Raw genomic sequence first — 25,283 nt, forward strand, 5'->3', positions numbered from 1 at the left:
GGGCCATGAGCACGACGACCAGCACCAGCACCAGGACCTACGACGTGCGCACCCACGGGTGCCAGATGAACGTCCACGACTCCGAGCGGCTCGCCGGCCTCCTGGAGACCGCCGGCTACGTCGACCTGGCCAGCCTGCCGGGGGAGCAGCGCCCCGACGTCGCCGACGTCGTCGTCTTCAACACCTGCGCGGTCCGCGAGAACGCCGCCAACAAGCTCTACGGCAACCTGGGGCAGCTGCGCCCGGCCAAGCAGGCCAACCCCGGCATGCAGATCGCCGTCGGCGGCTGCCTCGCGCAGAAGGACCGCTCGACGATCGTCGAGCGGGCTCCCTGGGTCGACGTCGTCTTCGGCACCCACAACGTGGGCTCGCTGCCGGCGCTGCTCGACCGGGCCCGGCACAACAGGGCCGCCGAGGTGGAGATCCTCGAGTCCCTCGAGACCTTCCCCTCCACGCTGCCGACCCGGCGCGACTCGGCATACTCCGCCTGGGTGTCGATCTCGGTCGGCTGCAACAACACCTGCACCTTCTGCATCGTGCCCGCGCTACGGGGCAAGGAGAAGGACCGGCGTCCCGGGGAGATCCTCGCCGAGATCGAGGCGCTCGTGGCGCAGGGCGTCGTCGAGGTCACCCTGCTGGGGCAGAACGTCAACACCTACGGCGTCGAGTTCGGCGACCGGCTCGCCTTCGGCAAGCTGCTGCGCTCCTGCGGTGAGATCGAGGGCCTGGAGCGGGTCCGGTTCACCAGCCCGCACCCGGCCGCCTTCACCGACGACGTCATCACCGCGATGGCGCAGACCCCCAATGTCATGCCCAGCCTGCACATGCCGCTGCAGTCCGGCTCGGACCGCGTCCTCAAGGCCATGCGGCGCTCCTACCGCAGCGAGCGCTTCCTCGGGATCCTGGACCGGGTGCGCGAGCAGATCCCCGACGCCGCCATCACCACCGACCTCATCGTCGGCTTCCCGGGCGAGACCGAGGAGGACTTCCAGGGCACCCTCGACGTGGTCCGCGCGTCCCGGTTCTCCAGCGCCTTCACCTTCCAGTACTCCATCCGCCCCGGCACCCCGGCCGCCGAGATGGACGACCAGATCCCCAAGGAGGTCGTCCAGGAGCGCTTCGACCGGCTCATCGCGGTGCAGGAGGAGGTCTCCTGGGCCGGCAACCGGGAGGTCGAGGGTCGGCAGGTCGAGGTGCTCGTCGCGCCCGGCGAGGGCCGCAAGGACGCCGAGACCCACCGCCTGTCCGGCCGGGCCCGCGACAACCGGCTCGTCCACTTCGCGGTGCCCGAGGGGGCGGAGCGCCCGCGGCCCGGCGACATGGTCACCGTCGAGGTCACCTACGGCGCCCCGCACCACCTCGTCGCCGACTCCGGCGTCCAGGGCGGCGTGTATGCCGTGCGCCGCACCCCCGGCGGGGACGCCTGGGCGGCGCTGCAGGAGGGCGGCACCCCCGGTGCCGTGCGCAAGCCGGCGGTGAGCCTCGGCATCCCGACCGTGGGGGCACCCCCGGCGGCGCCGGTCGCCGCGGCGCCCTGCTGCCCGACCGATTGAGGCGTCAGGAGGCCTCGCGGCTGCCCGCGGCCGCCTCGGAGGCGTCGGCGACCCGGTCGGCGTGAGCCGCCTCGCGCGTCGCCTGCCGTGCCTCGCGGCGCTCTGCCCAGGCCTGTCGACGCTCCTCGCGGGCGACCGCGGCCTTGTGGTCGGCCTCCATGCGGTCGATCTCGGCCCGTGCCTCCGGCTTGCCGTAGAACCGCCAGACGCTGTAGCCGAGCAGGATGATGGCGATGGCGCTGGAGACGATCATGGTGATGGCCACCGGCCGGCCGCCGAAGAGCCACCACTGCTCGTCTACCGGCCACCAGCCGGGGGCGGGCGGCGCCATCAGCCACACGACGGCCACTCCTACGAGGCCGAGGGCGATGAGGGCCGACAGCGCGATCCGCGGGATGGTCTGGACCCCCTGGGCGGCGCCGCGCAGCGCGCGGAACTTCACCGGGTTGGTCCACCGCCGGGCCCAGGCGTACTGCGTCGACAGGATCCACAGGCCGGCGAAGGTCAGCAGCAGGCCGGGCCCGGGGAGCACGAGCGCCAGGATGCCGACCACGAGGACCACCCAGCCCAGGGTCTCCAGGGCGATCCTCTTGGCGGCGGCGTTCACAAGGGTCGAGCCTAGGCGAGGCGGGGGCCGGGCGCGAGCCGCGGCCTCGCGGGGGGTCCGTCGCGCACGAGCCGGGGCGGTCTGCACCCGGGGGGAGGCTGTGGCAGGCTACCGCCCGTGACGTGGAGCCAGGTCGACCGTGACGAGCTGCTCGAGATCTCCCACCACGACCCGTTCGTCCGCTTCGCCACGAGCAACGAGATCGTGGCTGTTGCCGCGCCCGAGGGCTGGGCGTGCGTGGGGCCGTGGCGCCCCGGCTCCGCCCACTGGGGCGGTGCGGCCGTGGTGTCGTCCCAGGCGCCGGCCGGCGCGGAGGCGCAGGCGCTGGAGGCGATCGTCCGGGCCGGCGGCGACGGGCTGGCCCTGGAGTGGTTCTCCACCGCCGAGGACCGCTCGCTGTGCCTGCCGGACACCTATGCCTGCACCGGCACCGGACGGTGGTCGTTCATGTGGACCGAGGGGCGCGAGGGCGCCAGGGCAGCCGGTGAGCTGGCCTCGCGGGGGCTGCAGGTCGAGGAGCTGCACGACCGTGACGACGCCTCGGCCATCGAGGAGTTCGGCGCGGCGCACTCCCGTGGCCGCTACCTCGGCTTCCCCGGGTGGGGGTTCGCCACGACGTGGCTCGCGGTCCGCGACAGCGCCGGTCAGACCGTCGCGGTGGGCGGCCTGCACGAGCTCGCCTCCGGCATGCCGCACGTCGCCGGCATGGTCGTCCGCCCCGACGCCCGCGGACGCGGCGTCGGCGGGCTGCTGACCCGCGAGCTCACCGCCCGCGCCGTGGAGGAGGCCGGGGTCTCGACGCTGAGCGTCTTCTCCGACAACGTCGGGGCGGTGGCGCTCTACCAGCGCCTGGGGTATGCCGTCGCCCACCGCTTCCACACCCGCGAGCTCGAGGCAGCCGGCGTCCATCCGCTCGCGTCACGCGACCTACGATGACCGGGTGAGCGAACGGCATACCCCCACGTCGGCGCCCGGACCGGTGGACCCGCCGACGCCGCGGCAGCGCACGGCCGGGAAGGTCGCCGCGGCGCTCGTGGCCGTGGAGGCGGTGGTCGTCGTCGGGTTCGCGGTGTTCTACCTCGTCGAGCTGGCCCTTGGGCAGGGGCAGGACACGCTGGTCGTCATCATGTCGGTGGTGACGATGGTGGTCTTCGTCATCGGCCTGGCCTACACCGCCCTCGGGCTGCTGCGCCGGCACCCCCGCGCGCAGGCGCCGGCCATCGCGTTCAACTTCCTCATGGTGCCGCTGGGCATCGCGCTGCTGCCGCTCGCGGCCTGGTGGGTCGGGGCGGGTGTGCTCGCGCTCGGGGCCGGCGTCGTGGTCGCGACCTTCTCGATGGGCAAGCTCGAGGAGCGCTGACCCCCCGGCGTCTCGGCGTGCGCGGGAACCCCTCCACGGCCCGGGCAGGTCGGCCGGTGACGGGCCCGCCGGTCGGTCGGCACCGGGTCAGGGTGACCTGGTCCGGCGCACCAGCCCCGCGAGCAGGTCGGGCTCGGCCCGGAAGTCGATGCGCTGCACCACGCCGTCCCGGACGGTGAAGTCGAAGGCGACCTGCGGCCTACCGCGCAGGAACCACGCGGCCCCCGGCCGGTCGCCCACGAGCACCGGCAGGGCCGACGCCGCGCCGCCGTCGAACATCCGGGCGACGGCCTCTCTGCCCTCGATGCGGGCGGGGGTGCCCACCGCCACCGCGGCCGCGTCGCCGACCACGAGCGCGTCCGGGGCCAGCAGCTGCAGCAGCCGGGCGAAGTCGCCGTGCCGGGCCGCGGCCAGGAACGCGTCGACGACCACGGCGTCCGCCTGCCGGTCGGGCTCGACCGGCTGCCGCACCTTGCCGCGGGCCCGGGAGGCCAGCTTGCGCGCGGCCGGCGGGGTGCGGTCGAGGATCTGCGCGATGGTGGTGAAGTCGACCCCGAAGGTGTCGTGCAGCACGAAGGCCACCCGCTCGCTCGGCGTCAGCCGGTCCAGCACCACCTGCAGCGCGACGCCGACGGTGTCGGCCAGGACGACCTCGTCCACCGGGTCCGGGGCCGCGCCGGAGCCGCCCCCGTCCACCGCATCCTGCGTCTCCTGCGGGTCGACCGGCTGCGGCACCCGGGCCCGGAGGCGGTCCAGGCACAGCCGCACGGTCACCGTGGTCAGCCAGCCGGGCAGGTTCGCGATGTCGGCGGCGTCCGGGGTGCCGTGCAGCCGCAGCCACGCGGTCTGCACGACGTCCTGCGCCTCGGCGTGGTCGCCCAGGATTTGACCGGCGAGGCGCAGCAGCCGCGGCCGCTCCGCCTCGAAGGCGCTCGTCTGCTCCATGTCGTCACACTTCCACGTCGGGATCCGTCAGGGGAGTGACGATCACGGGGCCGGACCTGTGACCGCACCGAGAGAGGACGAGCGATGAAGACCATGACCTGCCGCCAGCTGGGCGGCCCGTGCGACCACGCGCACCGTGGCGAGGACGCCGACGCGGTGATCGCCGCGCAGGACCAGCACCTCAAGGACGCCGTCGCCGCCGGCGACGCCGCGCACGAGCCGGCGGACGCCGACATGCGCGGCCGGTGGAAGCACCCGGCGAGGTCGCTGGGGTGGTACCGCGACATGAAGAAGCAGTTCGCGGCGCTGCCCGCGGACTGAGGACCCTCACCCCCGTCCGGGAGGCGGGGACGCCACCTGCACGCGGGTGCACCGTCCGCGGTGGACGAGCACGCCGCGTCCGGGCAGCGCGAGGTCGCCGACCGGCACCCCGACGCCGAGCACGGAGCCGTGGGACGCGGTGGTGGGCTGCAGGACCAGCCCGGTGCGGCCGCGCGCGGCGAGCGGCACCAGCCCGCGGAAGGCGCTCGCCGCGGCGTCGACGTCGGCGGCGACGAGCAGGTCGACCCGGTATGCCGTGACCGCCTGCACCAGGGCGTCCTCCACCGGGGTGCCCGCGAGCAGGTGGGCGTCGTCGACGACCACGCAGCCCTCCGGCCCCAGGTCGGCCACGGACCGCTCGAGGTCGGCCCGGTCTGGTGGGTCGCCGGGGTCCACGACCAGGGCCTGGCGCCCGCGGGCCAGCAGCCCGAGCGCGTGCGAGCGGCCCGACCCGGGCGGCCCGAGCACGAGGAACGAGCCGCCGGGCGGGGGCAGCGGGAGAGCCTCGTCACCGCCGGCCGCCCACGCGGCGGGGTGGTCCGCACCGGGCGTCCAGCTGCGGGGGAGCGGGCGGCATACCAGGGGAGGCGGACCCACCGGCGGAGCCGCCACGGCCTCGGCCGAGGGCAGCACGACGTGCGCCTCGACACCGTCGCGCATCCCGACGAGCCGCCCGGGTGGGTGGTCGACGGGCAGCTGGTGGGTGCGGAGCCCGGTCATGAGCAGGTCGGCCGGGTCGTTGAGGCGGTGCGCCCAGGTGTGCGGGAGCACGGAGGCGACCTTGCCGAAGAGGAGGCTGCGGTCGCCGGTGACCAGGCCCACCACCCCGGCGGCCGGGCCCTCGCGCAGGAGGCGCAGGGCGACGTCCTCGGCACGACCCCGCTCGAGGCCGCCGAAGAGGTCGACGAGGCGGTCCCACCCGTCGACCGCCCAGACCACCGGCGTGCGGTCGCCGCCGCCCGCGGCCTGCCGGGAGCGGACCAGCTCGTCGAGGCGGTCCAGCACCCGCAGCCCGTGGGCGAGGTCGTCCGGCTCCACCCAGGCGAGCAGGCCCGGGTGGTGCCGCAGCTCGGTGGCCTCCAACGAACGACCCAGGTCGAGCACCACCACCCAGGCACCACCCGTGCGGGAGAGCACCGAGCGCAGCGTGGTCGAGCGCCCGGAGCGGGCGGCGCCGACGACGGCGAGGTGCTCCCGGGCCGGCCAGTGCAGCGGCTCGCGCCGCTGCCGGGCGGGGAGGTCCAGCAGGGCCCAGGCCTGCGGCGACCCGGGCAGGGTGTCGACCCGCGGCGGGAGGGGGGGATGCCAGACGACGGGCGGTGCCAGGCCCGTCGCCCGTGCGGCGGAGCGGAGCACCTCGGCGACGGCGCCCAGGTCGTCCTCGCTCCGCGTCCGCCCCACCGGTGCCTCGAGCACCCGGCGGGCCGCCCACACGTCGGGGGTCGCGGTCACCTGCCAGGCCTGGGTGGACGAGGGTGCGGGTGGCCCGACCCGAGCCACCTGCACCGCGCGCGGCGGCTCTGCGCCGGTGCGCCACAGCGCCAGGCCGGGGCGTCCCTCGGGGAGCAGCGCGGCGGCCGGGGTCTCGACGACGTCCAGGGAGTCGGTGACGTCACGGACCCGTAGCGCGACGCGAAGATTGACGTTGGCGCGCAGGTCGGGGCCTACCACCCCGGCCGGGCGCTGGGTGGCGAGCACGAGGTGGACCCCCAGGCTGCGCCCGACCGCGGCGAGCCGGACCAGCCCGGTCATCACCTCGGGGACCTCCTCCGCCAGCACCCGGAACTCGTCGATGACGACCACCAGGCGGGGCAGCCCGGGTAGGTGGGCCGCGTCCCTGACGCCCGCCTCGGCCAGCCTGCTCTCCCGGCGGGTCAGCTCGGCCTGCAGCGAGGCCAGCACCCGCGCGGCCAGGTGCGGGTCGAGGTCGGTCACGAGCCCGGTGACGTGCGGCAGCGCGGCACAGTCGCCCAGCGAGGACCCACCCTTGAAGTCCACCAGGAGGAGGGCCAGGTCGGCGGGGGAGGAGCACAGGGCCAGCCCGGTGACCAGGGTCCGGAGCAGCTCGGACTTGCCGGACCCGGTGGTGCCCGCGACCAGGGCGTGCGGCCCGTCGCGAGCCAGGTCGATGGTGACCACCGCGCCCGCGGCGTCGACGCCGAGAGGGACGGCCAGACCTTTCCGTCGCCACCCGGTCTCCGCCTCGGCCGTGGTCGTGGGCCAGGAGGCGATCCCGCCCAGCGGCGGGGCGTCCCCGGGCAGCGCCGGACCCTCGTCGGCCTCCCGCGTGGCCGAGCGACCGACCAGCGGGGCGAGCGCCCGCGCCAGGCTGCGGGCCCGTGCCAGCCCGAGCGTCGTCGGTCGGAAGGCCACGTCCGGTCGGCCGGGCACCTGCAGGACGGCAGCGGCGGGCCCGTGCACCTGCACCCGGGTCGTCCCCGGCGGGGCCTGCGACAGGTCGTCGACGAGCAGCAGGTCACGACCCCACGCCACCGCCGTGCCCTCGACCACGCCCCCGGAGGTGTCCGTGTGCGGCAGCCAGGCGAGCAGGTCCCAGTCGGGCCCCGGCGGCCGGTCGGGGTCCACGGAAAGGGTCCAGACGCCGGGCGGGTATGCCGTGGCGAGCTGCAGCAGGACGGCACGTGCCAGCCCCTCCCGGGTCGTGCGGTCGCCGGCGATCACGAGGGGGCCGTCGAGGGCGAGCGGGAGCGGGGCCGCCTCGTGCCCCAGGACCTCTCCCTCGAGGAGGATCTCCGAGTCGCACGCGTGCTCACCCAGGGTGACCGACAACGGTTCGGTGGCGCACTGCCACAGGGCGAGGGAAGGGTGCGGGCCGAGGCTGGTCACGACACCGACGAGCCCGGGGTGTCGCCGTCGCAGCAGGTCGAGCTCACGCCGGAGGCATACCCGTGCCGCGGCCCGGTGGGCGGCGCGGGCCTCGGCGGTCGCCTCCACACCCTCCTCGAACTCGAGCCGGGCCGCGCGCCGGTCCCCGAGGTGGTGGCCGAGGACCATGGCCGGTCCGAGCAGACCGAAGAGCAGCAACCAGGGCATCCGCAGCACCACGGCGACCGCCAGGGCCACGACCAGCGGCAACGTCCAGGTCCAGGCGCTCGGGGCGCGTACCCGTCGTCGCTCGGGCGCCGGGGGAGTCGAGAGCTCGTGCGGCTCGACCACGCTCGTCGGCCTGGGCCAGGGGACGATCTCACGGCGGCCGGCGGTCAGCACCTGTCGGGCCGGGGCCGGTGGCCGGGGCACGAGCACCACACCCGAGCCGCCGATGACGAGCCGGTCACCGGGAGACCACCGGGCCTCTGCGGGATGGCGCCCGCTCTCCCAGGCCATCCCGTTGGTGGACCCGAGGTCCTCGACGCGGACGCCGTCACGGTCCTGACGGACCCGGACGTGCCGCCGCGACAGCCCCGGGTCGGCGATGGTGAGGTCGCACCGCGGGTCCCGGCCCAGGGTGACCCATCGGCCGGGCGGCAGCGCGACCGAGCCACCGGCGTCCGGTCCGGTCGCCACGACGAGCCGGGGGAGGCCGGTGCTGTCCTGCGCCGGGTGCGCCGTCGACGTGGCCGAGAGCTCGGCGCCGTGGACCAGCGCCGTGCGGCCTCCACCAGCGTCGGTCACGTCGGCAGGCGCTGCCCCCGTCCGGAGGTGCAGGATCAGCTCTTCGACGGTGCTGCCGTCCGGTGCCTCGACCGCGAGATGCTCGACCTGCCCGCCCCTCGGACGGGTGACGATGACTCTCATGAGGCCCATGGTGCGGGGGTGGAGTCCTGCGTCTCCGCGCTTGTCCACAACCTGTGAACAAGAGGTTCCGCTGTCGTGAGGAACGTCATACAGTGAGGCCGCAGAGGGCGTCGGCGCCTCGCTCAGGCCCGACGTGCGAGGTCGGACGAGCAGGGCGCGGGCTGCCGGGCGGGCACCGCTGCGCCGGTGACAGGGGTGCAGGGGCATGTCGGCGACAGCGCTGCAGCTGCTCGAGGACGACGTCCGCAAGCTCATCCGCCGGCGGCGGCTGGACCCGGCACGGGACGACGACGCCGTGCGCGACCTCATCGGCGAGGTCCTGGACGACTACGACGACCGCTCGCTCGTGGGTGGGCTGGTGCCGCTGGCCGACCGCAAGGAGGCGCACCGGGCGCTGCTGGAGTCGGTGGCCGGTTTCGGCCCCCTGCAGCCCTACCTCGACGACCCGTCCGTCGAGGAGATCTGGATCAACGAGCCCAGCAAGATCTTCGTCGCACGCCACGGACGGTCCGAGCTGACGCCGACCCTGCTGACCGAGCAGCAGGTCCACGACCTGGTCGAACGGATGCTGCGCAGCTCCGGTCGCCGGGTCGACCTCAGCAGCCCCTTCGTGGACGCGAGCCTGCCCGACGGCAGTCGGCTGCACGTGGCGATCCCCGACATCACGCGCCGCCACTGGGCGGTCAACATCCGCAAGTTCGTCGTCGCCGCCGACGAGCTGTCCGACCTGGTGCGGCTGGGGACGCTCACCGAGCAGGCCGCCAGGTTCCTCGAGGCGGCGGTGGCCTCCGGCCTCAACGTGCTGGTGGCGGGAGGGACGCAAGCAGGCAAGACCACGATGCTCAACTGCCTCACGGCGGCCATCCCGGCCGGCGAACGCGTCGTGACGTGCGAGGAGGTCTTCGAGCTCAAGGTCAACCTGCGCGACGTCGCCGCCCTGCAGTGCCGGCAGCCCAGCCTGGAGGGCACCGGGGAGATCCCGCTGCGACGCCTGGTCAAGGAGGCCCTGCGGATGCGGCCGGGGCGGATCATCGTCGGCGAGGTGCGGCAGGAGGAGAGTCTCGACCTGCTCATCGCGCTCAACAGCGGGCTGCCGGGCATGTGCACCATCCACGCCAACTCCGCGCGCGAGGCCGTCACCAAGATGTGCACCTTGCCCCTCCTGGCGGGGTCCAACGTCAGCAGCAGCTTCGTCGTGCCGACGGTGGCGAGCTCGGTGGATCTCGTCGTGCACCTCGCCCTGGAGGTGCAGGGCACCCGCAGGGTGCGCGAGATCGTGGCGCTCCCCGGTCGCACCGAGGGCGAGGTCGTCGAGATCGCCGACCTCTTCGTGCGGTCGGGGCAGGACCTGGTCCGCGCCGACGGCTTCCCTCCGCACGTGGACCGCTTCGCCCGGGCCGGCTTCGATCTCGGTGCGCTGCTGGGACTTGCATCATGATGCAGGGTGCCGGGTGGGGTCTGCTCATGGGTCTGGGGCTGGCCAGCATCTGGTGGTCGTTCTGGCCCCGACCCGCGCGGGTCGGCACGCGCGCGGGGGCGCGGCGGCTGGACCGTCTCCAGGACCAGATCGTGCTCGCCGGGGTCCGTGGCCTCGGGGCCCGTACCCTGCTGGTCCTGTGCGCGACGGCCGGCCTGCTCGTGCTCCTGCTCATGTATGCCGTGACCCGGGTGTGGACGGTCAGCGTGTGCTTCTCGGTCATGGCGACCTGGCTGCCGGTCGCCGTGGTCGCGACCCGCGCCCGCCGGCGCCGGACCCGGCTGCGGACGGTATGGCCGGACGCCGTGGACCACGTGCAGTCCGCGGTCCGGGCCGGCCTGGCCCTGCCCGAGGCGCTGGTGCAGCTCGCGGACCGAGGGCCGGAGGAGCTGCGACCAGCCTTCGAGGAGTTCGCCCACGACTACCGCGCCACCGGTCGCTTCTCCGAGAGCCTCGACCTCCTCAAGGAACGCATGGCCGACCCGGTGGCCGACCGGCTCATCGAGGCGTTGCGCATCGCCCGCGACGTCGGGGGCACCGACCTGGGTCGGGTGCTGCGCACGTTGTCCTCGTTCCTGCGCGACGACGCCCGCGCCCGGGCCGAGCTGGAGGCGCGCCAGTCCTGGACCGTCAACGCCGCCCGCCTGGCGATGGCGGCTCCCTGGGCTGTGCTGCTCCTGCTCGCGACGAGAGGGAGCACCCTGCAGGCCTACGGCACGCCCGCCGGGGCCCTGGTGCTGGCGATCGGGGCCGGTCTCACCCTCGTCGCCTACCGGCTGATGGTCGCGATCGGTCGGTTGCCCGAGGAGAGCCGGGTGCTGCGGTGAACGCGACGTGGTGGGGAGCGGTCCTGGGGCTGATGCTCTCGTGCGGGCTGCTCCTCACCTGGGCCGGGCTCCCGGTCGCCCGCCGGGTGCGGCTGGCCGACCGGATCGAGCCCTACCTCGACCGCCCCCCACGCCAGTCCCGGCTGCTCGCGCTGGACGACACCCGGCCGTGGCGGGCGGGCGAGCTGTTCGCGCCCGTGGCGGCGCGCGCCGCCCACCTCCTCGACCGCATGCTCGGCGGAGAGGAGTCGGTCCGGACCCGCCTGCACCGGGCCGGCCTGACGGGGGACGTCGAGGCTTTCCGGGTCCAGCAGGTGGTGTGGGGCGTGCTGTGCGCGGCGCTGGCCGTGGTCCTGGGGGCGTTGCTGTGGTTCACCCGGGGCACCAGCGCCGGGGTCGTGCTGCTCCTCGTCGGCTGCGCCTTCCTCGCCGGCGTCATGCTCCGTGATCATCTGCTCAGCCGGGCGGCGGCTCGCCGCGAACGGCAGATCATGGCCGAGTTCCCGGCCGTCGCCGAGCTGCTGGCCCTGTCGGTGACCGCGGGGGAGGGCACGGCACAGGCGCTGGAGCGGGTGGCCCGGCTGTCGCGCGGCGAGCTGGCCGCCGAGCTGGACCTCTGTCTCGCGCAGGCGCGGACCGGCGCCAGCCTGCCGGAGGCGCTGCACGGGCTGAGCCGGAGGACCGGGATCGGTCCGATCATCCGCTTCGTCGACGGTCTGGTCGTGGCCCTGCAGCGCGGCACCCCGCTCGGCGAGGTGCTCCGGGCCCAGGCGGCGGACGCCCGCGAGGCCTCGCGCCAGGAGCTCATCGAGGAGGGCGGCCGGCGGGAGATCAGCATGATGGTCCCGGTCGTCTTCCTCATCCTGCCCGTGACGGTGCTGTTCGCCGTCTTCCCAGGCGCGACCATGCTGCGCCTGGCGATGTGAAGTCCGCTCACCAAGGAGAGTCCGATGATCCGACGTTTCGTGACAACGTCAGCCGCGTTCGGCGAGCGTACGCGCCGATGGACCGAGGAGCCCGAGCGCGGCGACGTGCCCGGATGGGTCCTCATCACCATCATGACAGCGGGGCTGGTGGCGGCCCTGTGGCTCGTCGCGGAGCCCCTGCTGACCGGGCTGTTCTCCAACGCGGTCAGCGCCGTCACCGGACCGTGAGATGCCCGGCGGCTCGACCGAGAGGGGAGCGGCCGCCGCCGAGTTCGCCATGCTGGCGGGCCTGGTCAGCGTCCTCATGCTGGCCGTGGTGCAGCTGGCGTTCGGGCTGCACCTGCACAACACGGCCACGGCTCACGTCGTCGAGGGTGCGAGGGCAGGTGCGCGGGCTGACGCCACGCCCGCTGACGGCGCCCGGCGGGCTCAGGAGCTGCTGTCCTCGAGCCTGACCGGCGGCGGCCCCGGCGTGACGGTCTCGGCCAGGCGGACAGTCCTCGACGGGGTCGAGGTCGTGGAGGTCACGGCGACCATGCCGCTGCCCATCGTCGGCCCGCTGGGACCGGGCGAGTCCATGACGGTGGTCGGCCACGCCTACGCGGAGGACCAGTGAGCGAGCCCGGCGACCGTGGGTCGATGACCGTGGAGGTCGCCTTCCTCCTCGTCCTGCTCGTCGTCCCTCTCTTCTACCTCGTCGGCACGGTCGGTCGGCTGCAGGCCGGGGCGTATGCCGTGACCGCCGCCGCGCGGGAGGCCGGCCGGGCGTTCGTGACGGCCGACGACGCGGCGAGTGCCTCGGCCCGGGCGCAGGTGGCGGCCGGGCTCGTGTACCGCGCGCACGGCTTCGGGCAGGAAGCGGGCGCGGTGCAGCTGACCTGCGGCGAGGGTGGGTGCCTCGCCGCAGGTGGCAGCGTCCAGGTCGACTCGCAGGTGACCGTCGAGCTGCCGCTGGTGCCCGACTTCATGCGCGACCGGCTGCCGACCTCGGTCACGCTCACCGCCAGTCATCTCGAACCGGTCGACGAGTTCCGCGCGGGCCCACCATGACCCCGCCCGCGATCGAGCGACTGGTCCGGCACCCCCGGCTGCGGCGACCGGTCCCAGGCCACCGGTTGCGGCGACCGGTCCGACGCACCCGGCCGCGGGAACCGAGACGACGCACCCGGCTGCGGCGACCGTGCTGGCGTCTTTCTCGGCCGGCCACGCCTGCCTGGGACCGCGGGCAGATGAGCATCCTGCTCATCGGCATGGTGGCGATCACCCTGACGGTGGTCATCGGTGTCGTCGGCGTCACCTCGGTCCAGCTCAGCCGGATCCAGCTGCTGGACGCTGCCGACGCCGCGGCCCTCGACGCGAGCGACGCGCTGGCGGAGGCCCAGGTCTATGCGGCCGGGCTGGGCTCGGGCCCCCCGCTCACCAACTCGACCGTGGTCGAGGCTGCAGCCCGCCACCTCGACGGACGGCGCCTGCCCTCCCGCGTCTCGTCCTGGGCCGTCGGGTCGGGCACGGGAACTCCCGACGGCCGCACGGCCGTGGTCACCATCACGGGGCAGGCCGACGTCCCTGTCGTCAGCCCGGTGCTGGGTGCCTTCGGTGGGGGAGTGTCGATCACCGTGACGTCGACGGCCCGGTCGGACGTCGACCCCTGACCCACAGGCCGCAGGCCCTCGCCCACCGCCCACCCCCGCGGGCCTGGGGCCAGGGCCAGGCATGGCGCCAACGGCCTCGCGCACTGGGCCACGCGCCGACGGGCACGGGCCGCCGGGCACGGGCCGCGGCCGCGATCTATCAGCCACGCTGCCGGGCAGGGGCCGCCGGCCACGAGCTTCCGGGCACGAGCTTCCGGGCACGCGCCGTCGGCCGACGACCGCGAACCACGGGTGACCGGTCACCGTCCTCGCGCCCCGCCAGTCCAACCAGAGGTGAGCGGACGGCATACCTCTTGAGCGGGGTGCACTGCGGGCCTGGAAGCATGACGGTATGCGCGACATCACCCAGGAGACCTTCGATGCGGTCCTGTTCGACAACGACGGCACCCTCACCGACTCCCGCGGCCCGGTGGAGCGCTCGTGGCGTTCCTGGGCGGCCGACCACGGTGTCGACTTCGCGCGGTTCGGCAACTTCCACGGGGTGACCAGCCGGGGAATCGTCGAGATGGTCGCGCCCCACCTGGACGCGGACGCCGCGACCGCCGACATCGACCGGCGCGAGCTGGAGGACCTCGACGGCATCGTGGCCCTCCCCGGTGCGGTCGACGCGCTCGCCGCTGTCGGCTCGCGCGCGGCCATCGTCACCTCCGCGGGCCGCGAGCTCGCCGTGCTGCGGATCGACGCCGCTGGCCTGGCCGCCCCGGCGGTCGTGGTCACCGCCGACGACATCACCCGCGGCAAGCCCGACCCCGAGCCCTTCCTCATCGGTGCCCGGCGGCTCGACGCGGACCCGGCGCGCTGTCTCGTGGTCGAGGACGCCTTCGCCGGGCTGGAGTCGGGACGGGCGGCCGGCGCAGCGACCCTCGCGGTCCTCACCACGCATACCCGGGAGGAGCTGGAGGGGCAGGCCGACCTGGTCGTGGGCTCGCTCGCGGACGTCCGGCTGGAGGTCACCGACGACGGGGTCCGGGTGAGACTGCGGGACAGCTGACGGCTTCGGCTGCGTGCGGTGGTGGCCCTCTGAGGGCCACGACTGCACACGGTGGGTCGAGGTCTGCCGGTGGGGTGGGCTGGGTGTGCGCGGTGGTGGCCCTCTGAGGGCCACGACTGCACACGGTGGGCCGGGGTGTACCGGTGGCTGGGCTGCAGGCGGTGCTGCGGCACGTCTGCGGGGACGGCCCACGCGGCGGAGAGGCGTGCAGTGAGGGGCTGTGGCCCAGCCGCGGGCTGGCTGTGCGCGGTGGTGGCCCTCTGAGGGCCACGACTGCACACGGTGGGGGACGTCCTGGTGCTGGTGGGGCGGCGGTGCCACGTGGTGCGCGGCTCCGGCCCGCGGTGCGCCAACGCCAGGTGAAGAGGCCCGTCGCCTCAGGGTCGCGCCTCGGCGCAAGGACGCCACGCGTTGACCTGCAGGGATCCGGTCGAGCCTGACAAGGGGTAGCAACCTACGTTACCGTAACCTACGCAAGCGAAACCTACGTCTGCGTAGGTTGCTCCCCGACCAGAGAGGTGTCACCTCGCATGGCCGCACCCACCGCCCAGCCCATCCACCTGCCCACCCACACCGACCGTCCCCGGCCCACGATCATCCAGGGCGGCATGGGGGTGGCCGTCTCCGGTTGGAGACTGGCCCGGCAGGTGGCGCGCACCGGGCAGCTCGGTGTGGTCTCCGGCACGGCCATGGACGCGGTGCTCAGCCGGGTCCTGCAGGACGGCGACCCGGGCGGGCACTACCGCCGGGCGCTGGCCGCCTTCCCCGGCCAGGACATGGCGCAGCGGGTGCTGGACAAGTACTTCATCGACGGCGGCAAGGCCGCGGGCACGCCCTACAAGCCCATCCCCAAGCTGACCCTGGAGACGGCCCGCGCCGGGCAGGAGCTGGGGGTCGTCGGCAACTTCGCCGAGGTGTGGCTGGCCAAGGAGGACCTGGCCCAGCACTCCACCGAGGGCGCCGTCGGCATCAACTGCCTCGAGAAGGTCCAGATGGCCAACCCCACGGCGATCCTGGGCGCCATGATCGCCGGGGTCGACTACGTGCTCATGGGCGCCGGCATCCCGCGGGAGATCCCGCAGCTGCTGCGCTCGCTGGCCCAGGGGGAGCCGGGCAGCATCTCGGCCGACGTCGCCGGCGGGTCGATCCGCCGCCACGTCACCGTGGACCCGGCCGACCTGCTCGGCGAGGACCTGCCGGCGCTGACCAAGCCCGACTTCCTGGCGATCATCTCGGTCGACCAGCTCGCCAACTACCTGCACCGCGACCCGGAGATCCGCCCCGACGGCTTCGTCGTCGAGCGCCCCCCGGCCGGTGGCCACTCCGCCCCGCCGCGCGGCAAGATGCAGCTCGACGAGGCCGGCGAGCCCGTCTACGGCGACCGTGACGAGGCCAACCTCGCCAAGATGACCCAGATCGGGCTGCCGTTCTGGATGGCCGGCGCCTACTCGACGCCGGACAAGGTCGCCGAGGCCCTCGAGGCCGGTGCCGTCGGGGTGCAGGTCGGCACCCTCTTCGCCCTGTCGAAGGACTCCGGCCTCGCCGACGGGCCCCGTGGGCAGCTGCTCGGTCAGCTGCGCACCGGCGAGCTGTCCGTCCGCAACGACCCGCGCGCCAGCCCGACCGGCTTCCCGTTCAAGGTCGCGACCCTGGAGGGCACCGCCAGCCAGGTCGAGGTCTACGAGGCGCGCCCGCGCCTGTGCGACCTGTCCTACCTGCGCCAGCCCTACGAGCGCGAGGACGGCGAGGTCGGCTACCGCTGCGCGTCCGAGCCGGTCCACATGTACCTCAAGAAGGGCGGCGACGAGGCCGACACCGTGGGGCGCAAGTGCCTGTGCAACGGGCTCATGGCCAACATCGGCCTGGGGCAGGAGCGCAAGGACGGGTATGCCGAGGACACCCTCGTCACGCTCGGCCAGGACCTGGCCGGCGCCACCACGCTCATCGAGCGGCACCCCGAGGGCTGGACCGCGGTCCAGGCGCTGGACTACCTGCAGGAGCAGGTGCCCGCGCAGCACCAGACGGCGGCGCAGGAGCTGCGGCACACCGCCTGACGCGCGTCCTGCGTCGGCCCCTGCGAGGCTGGTGCTTATGATCAGGGCACCGCACTGCCGCGTCGGCCCGTAGTCAGGGGGGTCGCTTCCGGGCGTGCACGTCCGGAAGGGGTCCACGATGACCGCCATGAGCAGCAGCATGCAGGCAGACCGGTCGCGCGAGGAGCGCAAGGTCCTCGCCGGCACGCTGGTCGGCACCACCATCGAGTGGTACGACTTCTTCATCTACGCGCAGGCCGCCGCGCTCGTCCTCGGCCAGCTGTTCTTCGCCCCCATGGGGGAGGGTGGGGCCCAGCTCGCCGCGTGGGCCTCGCTTGGCATCAGCTTCCTGGTGCGCCCGCTCGGTGCTGTCGTCGCCGGGCACCTCGGTGACCGGTTCGGGCGCAAGGTCGTGCTCGTCTTCACCCTCGTCGGGATGGGTGGAGCCACGGCCATCATCGGTCTGCTCCCGACCTACGCGCAGATCGGTGTCGCGGCACCCGTCCTGCTCATCCTCATGCGGCTGCTGCAGGGCTTCTCGGCCGGTGGTGAGTGGGGCGGGGCCGCCCTCATGTCGGTCGAGCACGCCCCGAAGGGTCGGCGCGGGCTTTTCGGCGCCTACCCGCAGATCGGGGTGCCGATCGGCATGATCCTGGCCACGTTGTTCATGTTCGGGCTGAGCACCGTCATGACCGACGAGCAGTTCCTCGCGTGGGGCTGGCGCATCCCCTTCCTCTTCTCGATCCTGCTCATCGGGGTGGGCTACTGGATCCGCCGGGCCGTCGAGGAGTCGCCGGTCTTCGCCGAGATGGCGCGGCTGCGGCAGGAGGAGTCGGCCCCGCTCGGCGAGCTGTTCCGCCACCACCGCAAGAACGTCCTGCTCGCGGCGCTCATCTTCGCCGCCAACAACGCCGCCGGCTATCTCGTCATCGCCTACTTCAACGGCTACGGCGTCAACGCGCTCGGCATGGAGCGCACCGAGACGCTCATCGCCTCGCTCATCGGCGGCGTCGGGTGGCTGGTCTTCACGCTCTACGGCGGCCACATCTCCGACCGCATCGGCCGTGTCCTGACCTTCCAGATCGGCTACGGCATCATCATCCTGTGGGCGATCCCCATGTGGTTCCTGCTCGACACCGCCTCGTTGCCGCTGTTCACGCTGGCCATCCTCGTGCTGACGCTCGGGCTCGGACCGTCCTACGGCCCGCAGTCGGCGCTCTACGCCGAGATGTTCCCGGCCCGGGTGCGCTACTCCGGCGTCTCCATCGGGTATGCCCTCGGCTCGATCATCGGCGGTGCCTTCGCCCCGCTCATCGCCGAGCTGCTGCTGCAGCGCACCGGGCAGTCCTGGAGCATCGGGGTCTACATCGCGGTGCTGGCGGTCATCTCCTTCGCCGCGGTCTCGATGGTGCCGAAGTCCCTCCAGGACTCCGACCTGCACCTGGAGGAGCGGGCCCGCAGCTGACCCGGTCACCCGGCATACCTCGTCGGTCACCGGGAGAGGCGGTCGCCGCCTGTCCGCGTGCCGCCCTACGGTGCTGCTCATGAGCGAGATCACCATCGACGACGCGGGGCGCCCCGAGCCTCCGCTGGCGGCCGGGGAGGCCGCGACCCTGGCCGGCTTCCTCGACTACCAGCGGGCCACGCTGGAGTGGAAGACCCGCGACGTGGAGGCCGGTGGGCTGCGCCTCAGCCTGCCCGGGCACCCGAGCCGGATGACCCTCGGCGGCCTGCTCAAGCACCTGGCGTGGGTGGAGGACCACTGGTTCACCCAGGTGCTCTCGCGCTCGTCCATGCCCGCCCCGTGGGTCGACGTGGACTGGTCGGCCGACCAGGACTGGGAGTGGTTCAGCGCCGCCGGTGACGACCCCGAGGTGCTGCGGGAGCTCTGGGCGGGCTCGGTGGAGCGGTCGCGGGCCGTGCTCGCCGAGGCGCTGCGGGCCGACGTGCCGGACCCGCTGGGCCGGACCCACCCGGCCTGGGGCGGGCAGGCCCAGGTCTCGGTGCGGTGGGTGCTGACCCACATGGTCGAGGAGTACGCACGGCACAACGGCCACGCCGACGTGCTGCGCGAGCTGGTCGACGGGCAGACGGGGGAGTAGCCGCCCGCCGCGGGTCCGGAGCGAACGCCGCGCTGGCGTAGGCTGGTGGATCGTGGCAGTCGACTTCGAGACCGAGATCAAGCAGCTCCGCACGACCATGGCGTCCGTGCGGGAGGTGACCGACCTCGAGCGCCTGGGTGCCCAGATCGCCGACCTCGAGGCCGAGGCCAGCGCGCCCGACCTGTGGGACGACGTCGAGCGGGCGCAGAAGCTCACCTCCACGCTCTCCCGGGCCAAGGCCGAGCACGACAAGGTCACCGGGATGGACGCGCGGATCGACGACCTGGAGGCTCTCGTCGAGCTCGGTCGCGAGGAGAACGACACCGAGACGATGCAGGAGGCGGAGAAGGAGCTCGCCGGGCTGCGCAAGGCGGTCCAGCTGCTGGAGGTCCGCACCCTGCTCAACGGGGAGTACGACGTGCGCGAGGCCGTCGTCACCATCCGCTCCGGCGCCGGTGGCGTGGATGCTGCCGACTTCGCCGAGATGCTGCTGCGGATGTACCTCCGCTGGGCCGAGCGGCACGACTACCCGACCGCTGTCCTCGACACGTCCTACGCCGAGGAGGCCGGGCTGAAGTCGGCCACCTTCGAGGTCAAGGTCCCGTATGCCTTCGGCACCCTCGCGGTGGAGGCGGGCACGCACCGCCTGGTCCGGATCAGCCCCTTCGACAACCAGGGCCGTCGGCAGACCAGCTTCGCCGCGGTCGAGGTCGTGCCCCTCATCGAGAGCACCGACACGATCGAGATCCCGGAGTCCGACCTCAAGATCGACGTCTTCCGCTCCAGCGGTCCCGGTGGCCAGTCGGTCAACACCACCGACTCCGCCGTCCGGATGACCCACCTGCCCACCGGCACGGTCGTCTCGATGCAGAACGAGAAGAGCCAGATCCAGAACCGCGCCGCCGCGCTGCGGGTGCTCCAGTCGAGGCTGCTGCTGTTGAAGAAGGCCGAGGAGGACGCCGCGCGCAAGGAGATGGCCGGCGACGTCAAGGCCTCGTGGGGCGACCAGATGCGCTCCTACGTCCTGCACCCCTACCAGATGGTCAAGGACCTGCGGACCGGCCACGAGGTCGGCTCCACCGCCGCGGTGCTCGACGGCGACATCGACGACTTCATCGACGCCGGGATCCGCTGGAAGCGCTCCGCCGACCGCGAGAACGCCTGAGCGGCAGCGGTCTGCGCGCACGGGACGGGCGGCATACCTCGCGCTGAGGTATGCCGCCCGCTCACGTCAGGGCGCGGTGCGCCGGGTCAGTTCCTGCCCTTGCCCTTGCCCTTGCCTCGGTTGCCGGTGTCCAGGCCGACCAGGACGGGGTCGTGGTCGGAGCTGGCGAACTGGTCGTCGCTGTGGAAGTCCACGACGTTGTAGTTGCGCCGGCTGTACTGGAAGGCGATCGACTCGTCGGCGTTGATGTCCCACACGCCGGCGCCGGTGACCAGGCGCTGGGCCTGCTCGTTGGCGAAGACGTGGTCGAGCGAGCCGAGCCGGCCGCTGAACTGGTAGGTCATCGACTCGGGCTCGTAGGCCCGCGCCAGGTTGGTGTAGCCGGCCTCCTCGATGATGCGGACCGGGTCCTCCCGGCTGTAGGCGTTGAAGTCACCCATGAGGAAGACCGCCTCGTCGTCGAAGAGCTCCTCGGTCCACGCGGTGAGGGCCTCCGCCTGGGCGATGCGCGAGGGGTTGGCGTTGCCCTGGCCGGTGCCGTCGTCCTCGCCGGAGCCCTTGGACTTGAAGTGGTTGGCCACGGCCACGAACGGCTTGCCCGTGCCCTTCGCCTTGAACTTCTGCGCCAGCGGGTAGCGGGCGTTGGCGAAGGCGTCGTCCAGCTGGATGAGCGACGGGCCGAGCAGCTGCACCTCCTGCGGGTCGTAGATGAAGGCGGTGCGGATGACGTCCTCGTTCGGCGGCGTGACCGTCGGCGACGGGGCGTAGGCCCAGCGCTCCTCGCCGGCGTCGGCGTTGAGCGCCGCCACCAGGTCGGCCAGCGCCTGGTCACGCGGGTGGTCGATGTAGGACAGGGCCGCGGAGTTCTCGATCTCCATGAGCGCCAGGACCTCGGCGTCGGTGCCGTTGATGGCGGTCACCAGCTTGGCCTGCTGGTCGGCGAAGGCCTGCTCGGACCAGGCGCCGCGGACCTCGCAGAAGTCGGTGCCCACGGGGTTGCCGAAGCGGTCCGCGTAGTAGTCGCAGCCCTCCTCGTCCTGGCCCAGGTCGGAGAAGTAGTTGAGGACGTTGAACGCGCCGATCTGGATGTTGCCGCCCACCTCGGGCGCGTCGTACTCCCGGTCGTTCTCGCTGCTGATCGGGTCGACCGGGCTCTCCGAGCCGACCACCTGGGCCACCGGCTGGTAGTTCCACTGGAAGCGGTAGTCGAGGATGACCGGCTGCTCGAAGGTGACCTGCGAGCCGGTGCGGTGCGGCTCCTGCGCCGACAGGTAGGGCAGCGGGGAGTCCTGGGCCGTGCTGTTGCGCAGGTAGTCCCAGCTCGAGCCGTCGTCCAGGGTGATGTACTTCTCCCGGTTGGCGGCCTCGTAGGCGTCGGCCTCCGGTCCGGGCAGCACCTGGTCGGTCGCCTGGTAGAGCGGCTCGTCACCGATCGCCAGACCCAGCTGGCCGTACTGGTTCAGCTGGTAGTTGTTGGTGATGGTGTAGGTCCCCTCGGGCTGCACCAGCATGCCCTCGTAGACCTCCTTCTCCGCGTCCGTCACCGGCAGCGTCGCCAGCGCGGTCGGGACGACCGCCTCGCAGCCGTCTACGACGGTGGCGAAGCCACCGGAGATCTCGGTCAGGCCGTTGTACTCGACGACCTCGGTGCCCTCGACCTCGACGCAGTCGCCGACCTCCAGGTTGTCGGCCGCCCAGGAGCTGTAGAGGAACACGCCGTCGGACGCGTCACCCGGTGCCTTGGCCGTGCCGCCGGTGCCCGGGGTCTGCAGGTAGACCCCGTTGAACCCGCCGGTGGGGTAGGCCGCGGTCACGACACCGGTGGTGTTGACCACCTGGCCCTGGAGGGGGGAGGCGGAGCCGGTGCCCTGGATCTGCGCGATCGTCGCGTCGACGGGCTCCGGGTCGGGCTCGGGCTCGGGGTCCGTGCCGCCACCGCTGCCGGTCGGCGTCGGCTCGCCACGGGTGAAGTCGGCGGCGTTGTCGTCGGTGTCCGCGGCGTCGGTCCGGCTGGCCGAGGTGGTGTTCGACAGGCCGGGCGCGGCGGCGCTGCCCTCGTAGCGGGACGCGGAGCCGTAGCCGACCAGGTCGACGACGGTGCCGTCGAGGGTGAGCTCGACGATGCCGTTGGAGCCGGACATGGAGGCGCCGCACTCGGCGTCCGGGCCCGGCAGCGGGGTGGTGCCGCCGGAGCCGGCGCTCTGCTGGACGAGGAAGTGCGTGCCCGGGGCGACGGTGCCGGTGAGGTCGCAGCTGTTGCCGAGGTTGCCGGAGGAGGAGTAGTAGGCGACGGCATACCCGTCGAGGTCCACGGGGGAGTCCGTGGAGTTGAAGAGCTCGACGAAGTCGTGGGTGTAGACGGCGCCGCTGTTGCCGCCGCCGCCGTAGACCTCGTTGACGACGAGGCCCGGTCCGGCGGCCTGGACGGCGGGGGAGAGGGCGACGAGGCCGGTGACGGCCACGGCGGCCGTCGAGACGGCGGCCACGGCACGCCTGGGGACGTTCTGCATGTGGTGCACTCCAATGGGCTGGGACAGGTGGGTATGCCGCCCGTGACGGCCCCTTGACGGTAGCCCGTAGGTGCGACAGACGCGTGCCGATCCGCACGGCACGGCGCAGTTGTCACCCAGAGTTCGCCGCAGATCACCCGATCCGGGAGGCTCGGCGTGGGAGAGCGTGCCCGGGGAGCACGTCGGCTAGCGTGTCTCGCGGCCGAAACTCCTCACCCACACGCCACACACGTCCCGCACACACCACTGGAGTCCTGCCCGGATGATCACCATGGACCGCGTCAGCCTGCGCTACGCCAAGGCTGACCCCTGGGCGCTGGACGAGGTCGACCTCGACGTGCGGCGCGGCGAGTTCTGCTTCGTCGTCGGGGAGTCCGGGTCGGGCAAGTCGTCGCTGCTGCGCATGGTCATCCTGGAGCAGCGGCCCACCCGCGGCCGGGTCCTCGTCGCCGGGCACGACCTCGGCGAGCTGGCCCCGCGGCGGGTTCACCTGCTGCGTCGCCAGATCGGCACCGTCTTCCAGGACTTCCGGCTGCTGTCCGGCAAGACGGTGCACCAGAACGTCGCCTACGTCCTGCAGGTGCTCGGCGCGGGTCGGCACGAGATCCGGCAGCGGGTGCCGGAGACCCTCGACCTCGTCGGGCTGCAGGGCAAGGGCAAGAGGCTCCCGCACGAGCTGTCCGGCGGGGAGCAGCAGCGCGTCGCGATCGCCCGCGCGATGGTCAACAAGCCGCCGATCCTGCTGGCCGACGAACCCACCGGCAACCTCGACCCCGACACCAGCGAAGAGATCGTGGCGATCCTGGACCGGATCAACCGGGCCGGCACCACGGTGGTCATGGCCACCCACGACACGACGATCGTCGACCACTTCCGCAAGCGGGTGGTCCAGCTCCAGGACGGGCGGGTCGTCCGCGACCAGGCCGAGGGCGGCTACCGCCAGGTGGTGGCGACGTGAGGCCGGGCTTCCTCCTCGGCGAGGTGGGCAACGGCCTGCGCCGCAACTTCTCCATGTTCGTCTCCGTCGTGCTGGTGACGATGGTCTCGCTCTTCTTCCTCGGGGTGGGCCTGCTGGCCCAGGCGCAGGTGAACACCGCCAAGGGCGAGTGGTACGACCGGGTCCAGGTGTCGATCTTCCTGTGCACCCCCGACTCGACCGACGCGCCCGGGTGCGCTTCCGGTGCCGTGACGGCCGAGCAGCGCGACCAGATCGAGAGCGACCTGCAGGGGCTGGACCCCCTGGTCACCGAGTACTTCTACGAGTCGAACGCCCAGGCCTACGAGCGGTTCACCGAGCAGTTCCGCAACTCCTCGGCCCTGGAGTCGGTGCCGCAGGAGTCCATCCCCGCCTCGTTCCGGGTCAACCTGTCCGACCCGGCGAAGTACGACGTCATCCGCGCCGCGTTCGAGCAGGCGCCCGGCGTCGACAGCGTCGAGGACCAGCGCGAGGTGGTCGACAAGCTCTTCGCCTTCCTCGGCGCGCTCAGCTGGGGGGCGCTCGCGCTCGCCGTGGCCATGGTCGTCTGCGCGGTCCTGCTCATCTCCACGACTATCCGGCTGACCGCCTGGACCCGCCGCAAGGAGACGGCTATCCAGCGGATGGTGGGCGCCTCCGCGTTCTCCATCCACCTGCCGTTCATCCTCGAGACCGTCGTCGCCGCCCTGCTCGGCGCGGCCCTGGCCGTGGCCCTGCTGTGGGCGACGGTGCGCTTCGGGATCAGCGGCTTCCTGTCCGAGCTGCTCGCGGGGGAGAGCGGCCTGGTCAGCCTGGTCGGGGAGCGCGACCTGTGGCTGATCACCCCGTTCCTGGTCGGTGGAGCCGTGCTGCTCGCCGTCGTGACCGCCTGGACCGCGCTGCGGCGCCACGTCAGGGTCTGAGAAGGAGAAGACACCATGGTGAGAACCCCCCGACCCGGCCCCGGGCGAGCCAGGACGACGCCGGTCCGCGTCGTGACGGCATACCGGCCGAGGGTGCGCCGCGCCCTGGCGGTGGCTCTCGTCGGCGCGCTCGGCGTGGCGACGCCGGCGCTCGCCTCCGGCGAGCTCGACGACATCCGCGACCGGCTCAGCAGCGTCGAGGACGAGCGGGAGCGCGCCAGCGCCGACCGGGACGACTCGGCCGCGCAGGTGGAGGATCTGGGGGAGGAGCTGGCGGACACCAGCGCCGAGCTGGTGGCCGCCGACGAGCGGCTGCAGGAGACCACGGCCCAGGTCGCCCAGGCCCGGGTCGTGCTGGAGGAGGCCGAGCTGGACCTGGCCGACGCCGAGGCCGAGACCGAGCGGATCGAGGGCGAGCTCGCGGTGGCCCGGGAGAACGAGGCGCAGATCGAGGAGTCCCTGCAGCAGGTCGCGGACGACCGGGAGGACACGTCGGCGACCGTCGGGGCGATCGCCCGGCAGAGCTACAAGCAGGGCGGTATGGGGTCGCTCGCCACCACCCTGGAGCTGCTGTCCGGCGAGGCGGACGCGGTCGACCAGATGTCGATGGCGCGGACGGTGCTGCGGGTGCAGGACCAGCAGATCCGCCAGCTGGCGACGCAGCAGGCCGAGCAGGTCGCCGAGCAGGACCGGCTCGCCGGGGTGCGCTCGGACATCGCCTACCTGCTCGCCAAGGCCGAGGCCAACGTCGTCGCCAAGGAGCAGGCGCGGGCGGCGGCCGACGCCGCCAAGGCCGAGCTGGAGCAGCTCGAGGCCGCGCAGGCGCAGGCCAAGGCCGACCTGGAGAGCGAGAAGGCGAAGGTCGAGACGTCGCTCGCCGCGGAGGAGGAGCGCTCGAAGGACCTCGAGGAGGAGCTGGCCGAGCTGGCCAGGACCAAGGAGGGGCTCAAGGAGCAGGAGTCCGCCGAGCTGGCGCGGATCGAGGAGGCGCGGCGCAAGGCCGAGGAGGAGGCCCGCCGCAAGGCGGAGGAGGAGGCGCGCCGGCAGGCCGCCGCCGAGGCCGCGGCCCAGCGGGCCGCCGAGGAGGAGGCCGCGCGGCAGCGGGCCGCCGAGCGCGAGGCGCAGCGGCAGCGGGAGGCCGAGGGTGAGGCGCAGCGGCTGCGGGACGAGGCGGCAGCAG

At 73.3% G+C, this 25,283-nt stretch carries 22 protein-coding genes and 1 pseudogene; 19 read left to right on the plus strand and 4 right to left on the minus strand.

Translation table 11 applies throughout. The features are described from left to right. The first annotated feature begins 5 nt into the window (after positions 1–5). Positions 6–1,553: a tRNA (N6-isopentenyl adenosine(37)-C2)-methylthiotransferase MiaB gene (miaB, locus tag EUS26_RS08755; protein WP_130013189.1), complete on the plus strand. Its 1,548-nt coding sequence runs from the start codon at positions 6–8 to the stop codon at positions 1,551–1,553. Between the two features lie 4 nt (positions 1,554–1,557). Here miaB and EUS26_RS08760 read toward each other — a convergent pair whose 3' ends face one another. Then, the gene (locus EUS26_RS08760; protein WP_202865093.1) at positions 1,558–2,160 is read right to left on the minus strand and encodes a PGPGW domain-containing protein; all 603 of its coding nucleotides are present in this window, start codon (positions 2,158–2,160) and stop codon (positions 1,558–1,560) included. Between the two features lie 117 nt (positions 2,161–2,277). Here EUS26_RS08760 and EUS26_RS08765 point away from each other — a divergent pair, with 117 nt between their 5' ends. Both EUS26_RS08765 and EUS26_RS08770 read left to right on the plus strand, forming a co-directional pair. After that, positions 2,278–3,096, plus strand: a complete 819-nt coding sequence (locus tag EUS26_RS08765) for a GNAT family N-acetyltransferase (protein ID WP_130013191.1) — start codon at positions 2,278–2,280, stop codon at positions 3,094–3,096. A 4-nt stretch (positions 3,097–3,100) separates the two neighbouring features. After that, positions 3,101–3,520 (plus strand): hypothetical protein, encoded by a 420-nt coding sequence (locus tag EUS26_RS08770; protein ID WP_130013193.1) that lies wholly within the window; start codon positions 3,101–3,103, stop codon positions 3,518–3,520. 87 nt (positions 3,521–3,607) lie between these two features. Here EUS26_RS08770 and EUS26_RS08775 read toward each other — a convergent pair whose 3' ends face one another. Then, positions 3,608–4,465: a sigma-70 family RNA polymerase sigma factor gene (locus EUS26_RS08775; RefSeq protein ID WP_130013195.1), complete on the minus strand. Its 858-nt coding sequence runs from the start codon at positions 4,463–4,465 to the stop codon at positions 3,608–3,610. An 84-nt stretch (positions 4,466–4,549) separates the two neighbouring features. On the opposite strand from EUS26_RS08775, the gene EUS26_RS08780 reads away from it, so the two are divergent. Continuing rightward, positions 4,550–4,786, plus strand: coding sequence for a hypothetical protein (locus EUS26_RS08780; RefSeq protein ID WP_130013197.1), 237 nt, complete (start codon positions 4,550–4,552; stop codon positions 4,784–4,786). Between the two features lie 6 nt (positions 4,787–4,792). Here the strand turns inward: EUS26_RS08780 and EUS26_RS08785 are convergent, their stop codons facing one another. Beyond that, on the minus strand, positions 4,793–8,542 hold the full coding sequence (locus tag EUS26_RS08785; RefSeq protein ID WP_165368559.1) for an FtsK/SpoIIIE domain-containing protein: 3,750 nt from the start codon (positions 8,540–8,542) through the stop codon (positions 4,793–4,795). Between the two features lie 205 nt (positions 8,543–8,747). On the opposite strand from EUS26_RS08785, the gene EUS26_RS08790 reads away from it, so the two are divergent. The 12 genes from EUS26_RS08790 (at position 8,748) to prfB (ending at position 19,715) form a co-directional block, all read left to right on the plus strand. Next, entirely contained in the window at positions 8,748–9,980 is a 1,233-nt protein-coding gene (locus EUS26_RS08790; protein ID WP_130013201.1) for a TadA family conjugal transfer-associated ATPase, read from the plus strand. After that, entirely contained in the window at positions 9,980–10,846 is an 867-nt protein-coding gene (locus EUS26_RS08795) for a type II secretion system F family protein (RefSeq protein WP_130013260.1), read from the plus strand. The genes EUS26_RS08790 and EUS26_RS08795 overlap by 1 nt, the downstream gene beginning before the upstream one ends. Next, positions 10,843–11,772, plus strand: coding sequence for a type II secretion system F family protein (locus tag EUS26_RS08800; RefSeq protein WP_130013203.1), 930 nt, complete (start codon positions 10,843–10,845; stop codon positions 11,770–11,772). The genes EUS26_RS08795 and EUS26_RS08800 overlap by 4 nt, the downstream gene beginning before the upstream one ends. A 24-nt stretch (positions 11,773–11,796) precedes the next feature. Then, positions 11,797–12,000, plus strand: coding sequence for a hypothetical protein (locus EUS26_RS08805; protein WP_130013204.1), 204 nt, complete (start codon positions 11,797–11,799; stop codon positions 11,998–12,000). A 1-nt stretch (position 12,001) separates the two neighbouring features. Further along, positions 12,002–12,388: a TadE/TadG family type IV pilus assembly protein gene (locus tag EUS26_RS08810; protein ID WP_130013206.1), complete on the plus strand. Its 387-nt coding sequence runs from the start codon at positions 12,002–12,004 to the stop codon at positions 12,386–12,388. Then, complete coding sequence (locus EUS26_RS08815; protein ID WP_130013208.1) at positions 12,385–12,822, plus strand: pilus assembly protein; 438 nt, start codon at positions 12,385–12,387, stop codon at positions 12,820–12,822. Before EUS26_RS08810 ends, EUS26_RS08815 begins: the two co-directional genes overlap by 4 nt. 179 nt (positions 12,823–13,001) lie before the next feature. Further along, a complete protein-coding gene (locus EUS26_RS08820; RefSeq protein ID WP_130013210.1) occupies positions 13,002–13,424 on the plus strand; it encodes a hypothetical protein in 423 nt (140 codons plus the stop codon). Positions 13,425–13,755: 331 nt separating this feature from the next. Continuing rightward, the gene (locus EUS26_RS08825) at positions 13,756–14,415 is read left to right on the plus strand and encodes an HAD-IA family hydrolase (RefSeq protein WP_130013212.1); all 660 of its coding nucleotides are present in this window, start codon (positions 13,756–13,758) and stop codon (positions 14,413–14,415) included. A gap of 530 nt (positions 14,416–14,945) precedes the next feature. Beyond that, complete coding sequence (locus EUS26_RS08830) at positions 14,946–16,469, plus strand: beta/alpha barrel domain-containing protein (RefSeq protein ID WP_130013214.1); 1,524 nt, start codon at positions 14,946–14,948, stop codon at positions 16,467–16,469. 127 nt (positions 16,470–16,596) lie between these two features. Continuing rightward, the gene (locus tag EUS26_RS08835; protein WP_238148876.1) at positions 16,597–17,913 is read left to right on the plus strand and encodes an MFS transporter; all 1,317 of its coding nucleotides are present in this window, start codon (positions 16,597–16,599) and stop codon (positions 17,911–17,913) included. A gap of 79 nt (positions 17,914–17,992) precedes the next feature. After that, on the plus strand, positions 17,993–18,550 hold the full coding sequence (locus tag EUS26_RS08840) for a DinB family protein (RefSeq protein ID WP_130013218.1): 558 nt from the start codon (positions 17,993–17,995) through the stop codon (positions 18,548–18,550). Positions 18,551–18,602: 52 nt separating this feature from the next. Beyond that, positions 18,603–19,715, plus strand: a complete 1,113-nt coding sequence (gene prfB / locus EUS26_RS08845; RefSeq protein WP_130013220.1) for a peptide chain release factor 2 — start codon at positions 18,603–18,605, stop codon at positions 19,713–19,715. A gap of 86 nt (positions 19,716–19,801) precedes the next feature. Here the strand turns inward: prfB and EUS26_RS08850 are convergent, their stop codons facing one another. Next, on the minus strand, positions 19,802–22,225 hold the full coding sequence (locus EUS26_RS08850; RefSeq protein ID WP_130013222.1) for an ExeM/NucH family extracellular endonuclease: 2,424 nt from the start codon (positions 22,223–22,225) through the stop codon (positions 19,802–19,804). A gap of 271 nt (positions 22,226–22,496) precedes the next feature. Here EUS26_RS08850 and ftsE point away from each other — a divergent pair, with 271 nt between their 5' ends. The 3 genes and pseudogenes from ftsE to EUS26_RS08865 all read left to right on the plus strand — a co-directional run. Then, positions 22,497–23,183: a cell division ATP-binding protein FtsE gene (gene ftsE, locus EUS26_RS08855; RefSeq protein WP_337590211.1), complete on the plus strand. Its 687-nt coding sequence runs from the start codon at positions 22,497–22,499 to the stop codon at positions 23,181–23,183. Beyond that, positions 23,180–24,103 carry a permease-like cell division protein FtsX gene (ftsX, locus tag EUS26_RS08860; RefSeq protein ID WP_130013226.1) on the plus strand — a complete coding sequence of 308 codons (924 nt, stop codon included), beginning with the start codon at positions 23,180–23,182 and terminating at the stop codon, positions 24,101–24,103. The genes ftsE and ftsX overlap by 4 nt, the downstream gene beginning before the upstream one ends. A 15-nt stretch (positions 24,104–24,118) precedes the next feature. Then, a pseudogene (locus tag EUS26_RS08865) lies at positions 24,119–25,283 on the plus strand (hypothetical protein); the annotation flags it as partial.

It is taken from the genome of Serinicoccus sediminis, from assembly GCF_004153545.1.
GTDB lineage: Bacteria > Actinomycetota > Actinomycetes > Actinomycetales > Dermatophilaceae > Ornithinicoccus > Ornithinicoccus sediminis_A.

What these genes read in the sequence shown, in the direction of transcription:
- miaB (WP_130013189.1), top strand. Translation starts at nt 6, where the DNA reads ATGAGCACGACGACCAGCACCAGCACCAGGACCTACGACGTGCGCACC.
- EUS26_RS08775 (WP_130013195.1), bottom strand. Translation starts at nt 4,465, where the DNA reads ATGGAGCAGACGAGCGCCTTCGAGGCGGAGCGGCCGCGGCTGCTGCGC.
- EUS26_RS08780 (WP_130013197.1), top strand. Translation starts at nt 4,550, where the DNA reads ATGAAGACCATGACCTGCCGCCAGCTGGGCGGCCCGTGCGACCACGCG.
- EUS26_RS08785 (WP_165368559.1), bottom strand. Translation starts at nt 8,542, where the DNA reads ATGAGAGTCATCGTCACCCGTCCGAGGGGCGGGCAGGTCGAGCATCTC.
- EUS26_RS08790 (WP_130013201.1), top strand. Translation starts at nt 8,748, where the DNA reads ATGTCGGCGACAGCGCTGCAGCTGCTCGAGGACGACGTCCGCAAGCTC.
- EUS26_RS08795 (WP_130013260.1), top strand. Translation starts at nt 9,980, where the DNA reads ATGCAGGGTGCCGGGTGGGGTCTGCTCATGGGTCTGGGGCTGGCCAGC.
- EUS26_RS08805 (WP_130013204.1), top strand. Translation starts at nt 11,797, where the DNA reads ATGATCCGACGTTTCGTGACAACGTCAGCCGCGTTCGGCGAGCGTACG.
- EUS26_RS08810 (WP_130013206.1), top strand. Translation starts at nt 12,002, where the DNA reads ATGCCCGGCGGCTCGACCGAGAGGGGAGCGGCCGCCGCCGAGTTCGCC.
- EUS26_RS08820 (WP_130013210.1), top strand. Translation starts at nt 13,002, where the DNA reads ATGAGCATCCTGCTCATCGGCATGGTGGCGATCACCCTGACGGTGGTC.
- EUS26_RS08825 (WP_130013212.1), top strand. Translation starts at nt 13,756, where the DNA reads ATGCGCGACATCACCCAGGAGACCTTCGATGCGGTCCTGTTCGACAAC.
- EUS26_RS08830 (WP_130013214.1), top strand. Translation starts at nt 14,946, where the DNA reads ATGGCCGCACCCACCGCCCAGCCCATCCACCTGCCCACCCACACCGAC.
- EUS26_RS08835 (WP_238148876.1), top strand. Translation starts at nt 16,597, where the DNA reads ATGAGCAGCAGCATGCAGGCAGACCGGTCGCGCGAGGAGCGCAAGGTC.
- EUS26_RS08840 (WP_130013218.1), top strand. Translation starts at nt 17,993, where the DNA reads ATGAGCGAGATCACCATCGACGACGCGGGGCGCCCCGAGCCTCCGCTG.
- EUS26_RS08850 (WP_130013222.1), bottom strand. Translation starts at nt 22,225, where the DNA reads ATGCAGAACGTCCCCAGGCGTGCCGTGGCCGCCGTCTCGACGGCCGCC.
- ftsE (WP_337590211.1), top strand. Translation starts at nt 22,497, where the DNA reads ATGGACCGCGTCAGCCTGCGCTACGCCAAGGCTGACCCCTGGGCGCTG.